General features: G+C 67.5%; 9 protein-coding genes. 4 read left to right on the top strand and 5 right to left on the bottom strand.

The window, feature by feature from the left end; all coding sequences use genetic code 11:
- On the top strand, positions 1–311 hold a 311-nt coding region (locus DBR20_RS23260; RefSeq protein ID WP_308812618.1), incomplete at its 5' end, for a pyrroline-5-carboxylate reductase dimerization domain-containing protein.
- A 145-nt stretch (positions 312–456) separates the two neighbouring features.
- On the opposite strand, the gene DBR20_RS15005 is transcribed toward DBR20_RS23260, so the two are convergent.
- Entirely contained in the window at positions 457–1332 is an 876-nt protein-coding gene (locus DBR20_RS15005; RefSeq protein ID WP_108266731.1) for a LysR family transcriptional regulator, read from the bottom strand.
- 98 nt (positions 1333–1430) lie between these two features.
- Between DBR20_RS15005 and DBR20_RS15000 the strand changes: the two genes are divergently transcribed.
- Positions 1431–2033, top strand: a complete 603-nt coding sequence (locus DBR20_RS15000; protein WP_089239269.1) for a short chain dehydrogenase — start codon at positions 1431–1433, stop codon at positions 2031–2033.
- Positions 2034–2070: 37 nt separating this feature from the next.
- On the opposite strand, the gene soxR is transcribed toward DBR20_RS15000, so the two are convergent.
- Positions 2071–2505: a redox-sensitive transcriptional activator SoxR gene (soxR, locus tag DBR20_RS14995; RefSeq protein WP_108266730.1), complete on the bottom strand. Its 435-nt coding sequence runs from the start codon at positions 2503–2505 to the stop codon at positions 2071–2073.
- 29 nt (positions 2506–2534) lie between these two features.
- On the opposite strand from soxR, the gene DBR20_RS14990 reads away from it, so the two are divergent.
- Positions 2535–3956, top strand: coding sequence for an MFS transporter (locus tag DBR20_RS14990; protein WP_108266729.1), 1422 nt, complete (start codon positions 2535–2537; stop codon positions 3954–3956).
- Between the two features lie 44 nt (positions 3957–4000).
- Here the strand turns inward: DBR20_RS14990 and DBR20_RS14985 are convergent, their stop codons facing one another.
- Positions 4001–6043, bottom strand: a complete 2043-nt coding sequence (locus tag DBR20_RS14985; protein ID WP_108266728.1) for a hypothetical protein — start codon at positions 6041–6043, stop codon at positions 4001–4003.
- The gene (locus tag DBR20_RS14980) at positions 6040–7017 is read right to left on the bottom strand and encodes a DUF4105 domain-containing protein (RefSeq protein WP_108266727.1); all 978 of its coding nucleotides are present in this window, start codon (positions 7015–7017) and stop codon (positions 6040–6042) included. The genes DBR20_RS14985 and DBR20_RS14980 overlap by 4 nt, the downstream gene beginning before the upstream one ends.
- Positions 7018–7182: 165 nt before the next feature.
- Between DBR20_RS14980 and DBR20_RS14975 the strand changes: the two genes are divergently transcribed.
- The gene (locus DBR20_RS14975) at positions 7183–7587 is read left to right on the top strand and encodes a GFA family protein (protein ID WP_108266726.1); all 405 of its coding nucleotides are present in this window, start codon (positions 7183–7185) and stop codon (positions 7585–7587) included.
- Between the two features lie 276 nt (positions 7588–7863).
- Here DBR20_RS14975 and DBR20_RS14970 read toward each other — a convergent pair.
- Positions 7864–8211 (bottom strand): efflux RND transporter permease subunit (locus tag DBR20_RS14970; protein ID WP_181393095.1); only part of this gene is annotated, 348 nt, incomplete at its 5' end.

The raw sequence follows: 8211 nt of genomic DNA, 5'->3' as shown, positions 1-8211 counted from the left end.
CCGCCGTATCCGGTAGTGGCCCGGCCTATGTGTTCCTGCTGGCCGAAGCGATGGAAGCGGCGGGTATCGCACAGGGCCTGCCTGCAGAGGCAGCGCGCACGCTGGTGGTGCAGACGCTGCTGGGCGCCTCGCGCATGCTGGATGAAGCCGGTGAAAGCCCCGCCGAACTGCGTCGCCGGGTGACCTCACCCAACGGCACCACGCAGGCGGCGATCGAGAGCTTCCAGGCCGGCGGGTTTGAAGCGTTGGTGGAAAAGGCACTGCGTGCAGCGCAGGTGCGCGGGCAGGAATTGTCAGCGGCCAATGATTGAAACAGGTGTGCCGACCAACGGTCGGCACCCATCGCCATCCACGCATGGCGTGGATCTACTGGCGGCTGACAGTAGATCCACGCCATGCGTGGATGCATTTACGGTCATGCATATCCGCCGAGTGCCGTCCACGCCATGCGTGGATCTACGTCCCCAGTTTCGTCATGACGAAATCGACGAAACACTGCAGACGCGGTCGTGGCCGACGGTCGGGCAGGTAGATCAGGTGCATCGGCCGTGGCTCGGGCAGATGGTCGCGCAGCAGAGGCTTCAATCGTCCTGCCGCGATTTCCCCAGCAAGCAGCGCGGTCGGCTGCAGCACCAGGCCCGCACCCGCCACGGCTGCTTCACGCAGCGCGTAACCGTCATTGCTGGTCAGCCGCGCTTCCCAGTCCACCTTTTCGCCGTTGGCCAACTGCCAACCGTGACCACCGCGCCAGGCCAAGTGGCTCAGGCAATCATGTCCTTCAAGATCGGCAGGCGTGCGCGGCGTGCCGCGGCGGCGCAGGTACGACGGTGATGCGCACAGGCTCATCGCGTACGGCGGCAGCGGCCGCGCGACCAGTTCCTGCGACGGCAGCGGACCGACGCGGATCGCTGCATCGAAGCCATCCTCGATCAGGTCGATGCGGCGATTGCTCAGGTCCAGCTCGATGTTCAGCAGCGGCTGTGCCCGCAGCAACTCGGCCAGCAGCGGTGCGAGTACACAACTACCCCAGGTGGTCGGCGCACTGACCCGCAACAGTCCGCGTGGCTGCACCTGCAGCCCGGCCACGTCCGCCTCGGCCTGCTGCACCTGTTCCAGTACCTGCCGACAGCCGGCCAGATAGGCATTGCCGGCCTCGGTCAGGCGTTGGCGCCGGGTGTTCCGCTGCAGCAGCGCGGTGCCCAGGTGCGCTTCAAGCTGCTGGATGTACTTGCCGACCATCACCGACGAGACCTGCAGCTGGCTGGCCGCAGCAGAAAAACTGCCGTGCTCGGCCACGGCGACGAAGGCCTGCATGCAGCGCAAGGTGTCCATTGCAAACCCATGGTTAGGAATATGCGAATCATACGCTCCTTACCAAACCATCCAGTGACGGCGCAGACTGCGTCCATCCCCTCTCGCAAGGAGCTGTCATGAAGATTCTTCTCGTCGGTGCCAGCGGCACCCTCGGCCAGGCCGTTGCCCGCCACCTGGGCCAGCAGCACGACATCCTCGCTGCCGGTCGCCGCAGCGGCAGCCTGCGCGTGGACCTCACCGACGACGCCAGCGTGCGCGAGCTGTTCGCGCAGACCGGTCCGGTCGATGCAGTGATTTCCACCACCGGCAAGCTGCATTTCGGCCCCCTGCAGCAGATGACACCCGAACAGTTCAACGTCGGCCTGCAGGACAAACTGCTCGGCCAGGTGCGTCTTGCGCTGGCGGCGCAGCACCACCTCAACGCGGGGGGCTCGATCACACTGACCAGTGGCATCGTCAGCGCGCAGCCGATCCGCGATGGTGCCAACGCCACCGCCGTCAACCATGCACTGGAAGGTTTCGTGCGTGCGGCGGCGCTGGAACTGCTGCCGCGCGGGCTGCGCATCAACGTGGTCAGCCCGAACGTGCTGGTGGAATCGATGGAGGCCTACGCTCCGTACTTCCCCGGCTTTGAAGCCGTCACCGCACAACGCGCGGCGCTGGCCTTCCAGCGCGCGGTGGAAGGCATCCAGAGCGGCGAAACGATCACCGTCTGGTAACGAGCGTGCCGACCAAGGTCGGCACCCGCCAGCACGGTCAGCCCCAGCGCATCGGGCCGTCGCCGCGCTCGCCGAGCACGTCGTCCGGGTTGGCCAGGCGGCAACGCTTCAGTGACAGGCAGCCGCAGCCGATGCAACCGGTCAGCTCGTCGCGCAGCAGCTGCAGCATGTGGATGCGCTCCTCCAGCTCCACCCGCCAGCGTGCAGACAGCTTGGCCCAGTCGGCCTTGGTCGGCGCCCGCCCCTGCGGCAGGCTCTCGAACGCACGCGCCACCGCTTCCAGCGGCATGCCCACGCGTTGCGCCACGCGGATCACCGCCAGCCGCCGCAGCACGTCGCGGGCGTAGCGGCGCTGGTTGCCCGACGTGCGCAGGCTGCTGATCAATCCCTTGCGCTCGTAGAAATGCAGCGCAGAGACCGCCACGCCACTGCGACGGGCGACATCGCCGACGCTCATGTCCTGTGCCAGCATCGATTGACCTCAACTTTGGTTGAGGTGGCATGCTGCTACCATCGCCGCCAGATGACAAGCGCGGCCCGTCCGCCACCCGCAGGAACCCGATGCCCTCCCCCGCTGCCACGGCCGATCCGGTCGATTCCTCCATCCTGTCCGCGCGCTATCGCGCCACCACCGTGGGCATGGTCGCCCTGGTCTCCCTGCATGCCTTCGAGGCGCTGGCGGTAGCCGCCGCGATGCCCACCGTGGCCGAGGCACTGGACGGCCTGCGCCTGTATGCGCTGGCCTTCGGTGGCACCTTGGCCACCAGCGTGATCGGCATGACCTTGGCCGGCCGCTGGGCCGACCGCCACGGGCCTGCACGGCCGCTGTGGTGGGGCTTGGCCTGCTTCGTGCTGGGCCTGCTGCTGGCCGGCTTCGCGATGCGCATGGGCATGCTGGTGGCCGGCCGTCTGCTGCAGGGCCTCGGCGCCGGTGCCATCTCGGTCTCGCTGTATGTGATGGTCGGTCGCACCTATCCCGAGCATCTACGGCCGAAGGTATTCGCCGCGTTCTCTGCCGGTTGGGTGGTGCCCTCGATGATCGGCCCGGCACTGAGCGGGGTGATCGTGCAGCATCTGGGCTGGCGCTGGGTGTTCCTGGCGGTACCGCTGCTGGCGATACCGGCCGGCCTGCTGCTGCGACCGGCGCTGGCGCGCATGCAGGCTACAGCGACCGGTATTGCCGATGATGGCCGCGCCAGCATCGTACGCTGGGCGACCGGCGCGTCCCTTGCTGCCCTGCTGCTTTACCTGGGTGGGCCGCAACAGGGCGTGCCGGCGCTGGTGTGCATCGGCGTGGCGATGCTGGCGCTGCTGTTCTGCGTGCACCGCCTGTTGCCGGCCGGCACCCTGCGCCTGCGCCGCGGACTGCCCAGCGTGATCGCATTGCGTGGCGTGGCCGCTGCCGCATTCTTCGCCTGCGAGGCCTACCTGCCCCTGCTGCTGCAGCGCGAGCGCGGGTTGTCGCCCAGCTGGGCCGGTGCCGTACTGAGCCTGGGCGCACTGGGCTGGTTCACCGGCTCGTGGCTGCAGGGTCACCAGCAGCGCGGCTGGTCGCGCCAGCAACTGCTGCGCGTGGGCACGCCGCTGATGACCGTGGGCATCGCCGCTACGCTGGCGGTGCTGTTCACTGCGGTACCGCTGCCGGTCGCACTGGTCGGCTGGACGCTGACCGGTTTCGGCATGGGCATGATCTACGCCAGCCTGTCGGTGCTGACGTTGTCACTGTCACCGCCGCACGAACAGGGCGCGAATACCTCGGCCCTGCAGTTGAGCGAAGCGCTGTCGGTGACCACCGCACTGGCGGTATCCGGCGCGCTGTTCGCGTTGTTCGTGGAAAGCGCCCCGCATACCGGTTACGTACTGTGCCTGGCCATCACCCTGGGCCTGGCCGCGTTCGCCGCCGTGATCGCCAGGCGGGTGTAGACGCGCCGCGGGTTCCGCCGGGGCACGCCCGGCGGAACCCGCGATCAGGGCCGCGCCACCGTGCCCACTTCATCGATGTCCTGGTGCAGGATGCGGCGCACTTCCAGCACCGCCTGCGGGGTTTCCTGCACGCTGTGGCCGGAAATGATCACCTTCTCCGACAGCGCGCCCGGCAGGTGCGAGCTCCAGTACGGCACCAGCCCATCGTCGGACTTCTCCACCGGCAGTTCCGGTTTGCGCTGGGCGATGATCGAGTGGTACTTCAGGCCCGGCGTGATCGGCAGCTGCGCAGCGGCTTTCACGAACGGGTCGCTGGCCTTGAGGTTGTCGATGCTGTTGGGGATCTTCGGCTTGGCCGTGCCATCCACCTGCTGCTCAGCCTGCGCCAGCGCCAGGAACACATCCTCGAACTTGCCGAGGATGGTCAGCGGCAGGCGAACGAGGCGGCCGATCAGGCGACCGACCTTGTTGCCGGCGATGTCCGTGCCCTGGTGCGGAGCGGCGATGAAGATCGCACGCTCCACGTTCGGTTCGGCCTTGAAGTGCAGCAGCGGACCCAGCTTGGACTGCACCCGCTTCAGGCGTTCACCCTTCAGGTCATAGTTGGCCAGCAGATCGTTCCACAGCACGTCGCCCGAGTCGCTGACCAGCAACCGCGCCAGCACGCCGCCCATGCTGTGGCCGATGTAGACCATGTCCTTGGAGGCACGCGTGCTGCCGTTCGGGTCGAAATGCTTCAGCGTGTCGTTGAACGCGTTGGCGATCTCATAGCGGTTCAGCGCAATCGGCGCATTGGTCGGGTAGTACACCTGCCACACCTGGAACTGCTGGCGCAGTTCGGGGTCACCCATGATCTCGTTGGCCAGGTTCACCCACGCTTCCGGGCTGCTGCCCAGGCCATGCAGCATGAAGATGATGCGGCGGTTCGGATCCCACGGCTGCATCAGGTAGATATGCGGCTCGCCGATGCCCTCGCTCATGCCGAACAGGGTACGCAGCGACTGCGTGGCGAACCCGCTCTGCGCCAGCCACAGGCCGTAGGCAGCAGTGAAGTTGCCCGCCAGCGGCACCTCTTCGCCATGCAGGGCGATGCGCTCGGTCGCCTCGGGCGAATAGCCATCCAGCAGCACCTGACGGGTGCGCATCACGTCCTCCAGCGTGTTGCCTTCAAAGCGCAGCAATGCCGTGACGTTGATCGAAGACATCTCGCTGTACTCGGGCACCGAATCGTCGTGCTGGTGGCGGCGTCCGCGACGGACGCCTTTCTCCTGCTCGTCCTTCGTGGCCTGCGCCTGTGCCGTTTCGGCCTTCGGCCCTTCCGCGGCGACCACCGGCACCACCAGCTTCGGCGGGTCCATCACCATCACCAGCTCGGCGCCGAAACCATCGCGGCGATAGGTGCTGCGCATGCCAACGAAGCTGACAGTGCCGGCCGGCACCAGCTGCTTGGGAATGCTCTTCAGCGACAGCCGCTGGAAATCGGACGCCAGCGTCCAGCTGCCTGCCGACACCGGCTTGGTGTAGTCCTCGCCGGCCAGCGCTGCGGCACGAGCGCGCGCGAACAACACCACGGCGGCCTTCTCGGCAGCGTAGTTGTAGTAATCGCGCACCTGCGTCTGCCGGTCCTCGAACGCACGATCGGAAGGCGAGCGTCCGCTGTAGAACAGATAGGCGTAGCCATAGCGCGCCGCCTCCAGCCACGCATCCAGCGCCGCATCACTCATCGGTGGTTCGTTGGCCGCCTGCTTCTTCGGCGTCAGTGCCAGAGCGGCCTTCACCCACAGCTCGGACAGCGTCGACAAGCGCTGCTCGACGTTGAGGTCATCGGTCATCAACAGCGTGCTGCGGCAGACCAGGAATTCCTTCTCGCACTGCGATTCGTCCAGCCCGGCCGCACTCAGCGTCTCGCGCGAGGCGGGGCTGAGCTTGCCGGTGTTGAGCACGTCGGCCCGCTTGTTGACCAGGTAATCGCTGGACGCCACCTGCTTGACGGTGACCATCGCGCAGCCGCTGCCACCCAGCAGCAGGAAGGCAGCCAACAGCGTCGGCAACACGCGCTGCCAGCGGAACAGAATCATCGGGGTCATTGCTGCGGGTCCTGCTCGGTGCCGGGGATGCCCTGGCGGATCACGGTGGAGAAATCATCGTCGGGGGCCATCTTCAGCGCGCGCTCGGTGATGCGGCCCTTGGCATGCAGTTCGGCGTACGGCACGCCAGGCGTGAGCGCCCCCACCTCCTGCGCGTACTCGGCCAGGTAGCCCGAGGCCAGCAACCGGTAGTCCAGCGGCAGGCGCGGGGCGATATGCCGCGCCAGATCGAAGACGATCGTGGTGCAGTTGCTGGTCAGCGTGTTGTAGAAACCGGGCGTGGCGTCGAGCTGGCGAGCCTGGTCGATGTAGGCAGCGAACAGGGTCTTCAGCTGGTTGCGGTCCATGCCGTGCAGGCGGTACAGGTAGACATCCTCGCCGCGCGCGTTGGTGCGGGTGCGGATGATGTCGGTTTCTTCGGAGGCGACCAGCGTCATCTCGAACTTGCGGAAGAAGCCGCCCAGCGCCGAGAACGATTCACCGTGCTCCTTGCGGATTTCCAGCGAGAAGACCAGGTGGCGCCCGTCCTCGAATCCAAACGAGACCAGGGTGTGGGCGATTGCCGGGCCCATCCAGTACGACAGCACCAGGTCGGCCGAACGCAGCTGGTCGAGGTCGTAGCTGCGGCGCACCCAGCGCGCGTCGTAGTCGGTCTCGGTGCGCCAGGTGAAATCGCGCACGTTGTCCAGCACCACGTGGCGACCATCGAAGGATTCCACGTGCAGGCGCTGTGCTACATCATCGGCCCAGTCGCGGTCCTGGCGCGGGGTCAGCAGCAGCCACCACAGCCCCGCAAGCGCCAGAGCGCCGGCAAAGGCCGCCCACAGCCTGCGCGTGCCACGGCCGCGCGCCACCTGCCAGGCGGCCCAGGCAGCGGCCAGCAACCACAGCGATGCCGCGGCGACGCCCAGCCAGCCCGGCCCGGGCATCTGGTAGGTCAACAGACCGGCCACCCACAGCGCCAGCAGCACCATCACACATCCTGTCATCCATCGTCCTGCGGCTTTCACTGGCGTCCTGTCGAGGTCCCGGGGCGGCATAGTTAGCCACAAGCCGCCTCACGGCGACATCTACAACCGGTTCAGGCTGGCGCGGCCGGGGGCATACTGGCACCCACCAAGGGCGCGCAGGGAGCAGAGATGGGCATCACCACCGTGGCCGGCGTAGCCGTGCAGGCGCAGCACCGGGCCAGCTGTCATTGCGGCACGGTCGAGCTGCTGCTGGACCTGCCCGAGGGCATCGTCGACCCGCGCCGCTGCGACTGTTCGATGTGCCGGCGCCGCGGCGCCATCGCCGCCAGCGTTGCACGGGACGGGCTGCAGATCGTGCGCGGACAGGCTCATCTGCGCCTGTACCAGTTCAACACCCACGTGGCCGAGCACTACTTCTGCGGAATCTGTGGCATCTACACGCACCACCGCCGCCGCTCGAACCCGGACCAGTACGGCTACAACGTGGCCTGCCTGGAAGGCATCGACCCGTTCGCGCTGGGAACGATTCCGGTCAATGACGGAGTGAACCACCCCGCCGACCGTACCGGTTAGTGCCGGCTGCGCCGGGGCGGCGGCGCGATCTTCTGCCACGGCGCCATGCTGGCCCGGCCGACGCGCAACGGGCGCTTCAACGGCGCTCGACGCGCGGGCGTGTCCGCTGCAGACGGCAGCGTCTCAGCGGGCAGCACAGGGCGCGGGGGCCAGAGTCGGTCGAGCAACCACATGGCAGGTCTCCGTTGGGGGCGGGGACGAGCTACCGTACCGATGCCCAGGCCAAGAGCGGGTGATGGCGCTGCGGCATACCGATGACAACCGACGGCCCTGCCCTCAATGCACCGGCCGCGCCCTGCCCAGCCGCCGTACCAGCACGAAGAACAGCGGCACCAGCACCACCGCCAGCACCGTTCCCGAGAGCATGCCGCCGATCACGCTCATGCCGATTTCACGGCGGCTGACCGCGCCGGCGCCGGTGGCCAATGCCAGCGGAATGACGCCTGCCACGAAGGCCAGCGAGGTCATCACGATCGGCCGCAGGCGCAGGCGCGCGCCCTGCAGTGCCGCCTCCACCGCCGAACTGCCGGCGCGGTAGCGCGCTTCGGCGAACTCCACGATCAGGATCGCGTTCTTTGCCGATAGTCCAATGGTGGTCAGCAATCCCACCTGGAAGTAGATGTC

The organism is Stenotrophomonas sp. HMWF023 (assembly GCF_003060985.1).
Taxonomy (GTDB): domain Bacteria; phylum Pseudomonadota; class Gammaproteobacteria; order Xanthomonadales; family Xanthomonadaceae; genus Stenotrophomonas; species Stenotrophomonas lactitubi.
This window is presented reverse-complemented; position numbering and strand designations above follow the sequence as displayed.

Bases quoted from the DNA above. Each gene is read 5' to 3' on its own strand.
- DBR20_RS15005 (WP_108266731.1), bottom strand. From the start codon at position 1,332: ATGGACACCTTGCGCTGCATGCAGGCCTTCGTCGCCGTGGCCGAGCAC.
- DBR20_RS15000 (WP_089239269.1), top strand. From the start codon at position 1,431: ATGAAGATTCTTCTCGTCGGTGCCAGCGGCACCCTCGGCCAGGCCGTT.
- soxR (WP_108266730.1), bottom strand. From the start codon at position 2,505: ATGCTGGCACAGGACATGAGCGTCGGCGATGTCGCCCGTCGCAGTGGC.
- DBR20_RS14990 (WP_108266729.1), top strand. From the start codon at position 2,535: ATGCTGCTACCATCGCCGCCAGATGACAAGCGCGGCCCGTCCGCCACC.
- DBR20_RS14985 (WP_108266728.1), bottom strand. From the start codon at position 6,043: ATGACCCCGATGATTCTGTTCCGCTGGCAGCGCGTGTTGCCGACGCTG.
- DBR20_RS14980 (WP_108266727.1), bottom strand. From the start codon at position 7,017: ATGGTGCTGCTGGCGCTGTGGGTGGCCGGTCTGTTGACCTACCAGATG.
- DBR20_RS14975 (WP_108266726.1), top strand. From the start codon at position 7,183: ATGGGCATCACCACCGTGGCCGGCGTAGCCGTGCAGGCGCAGCACCGG.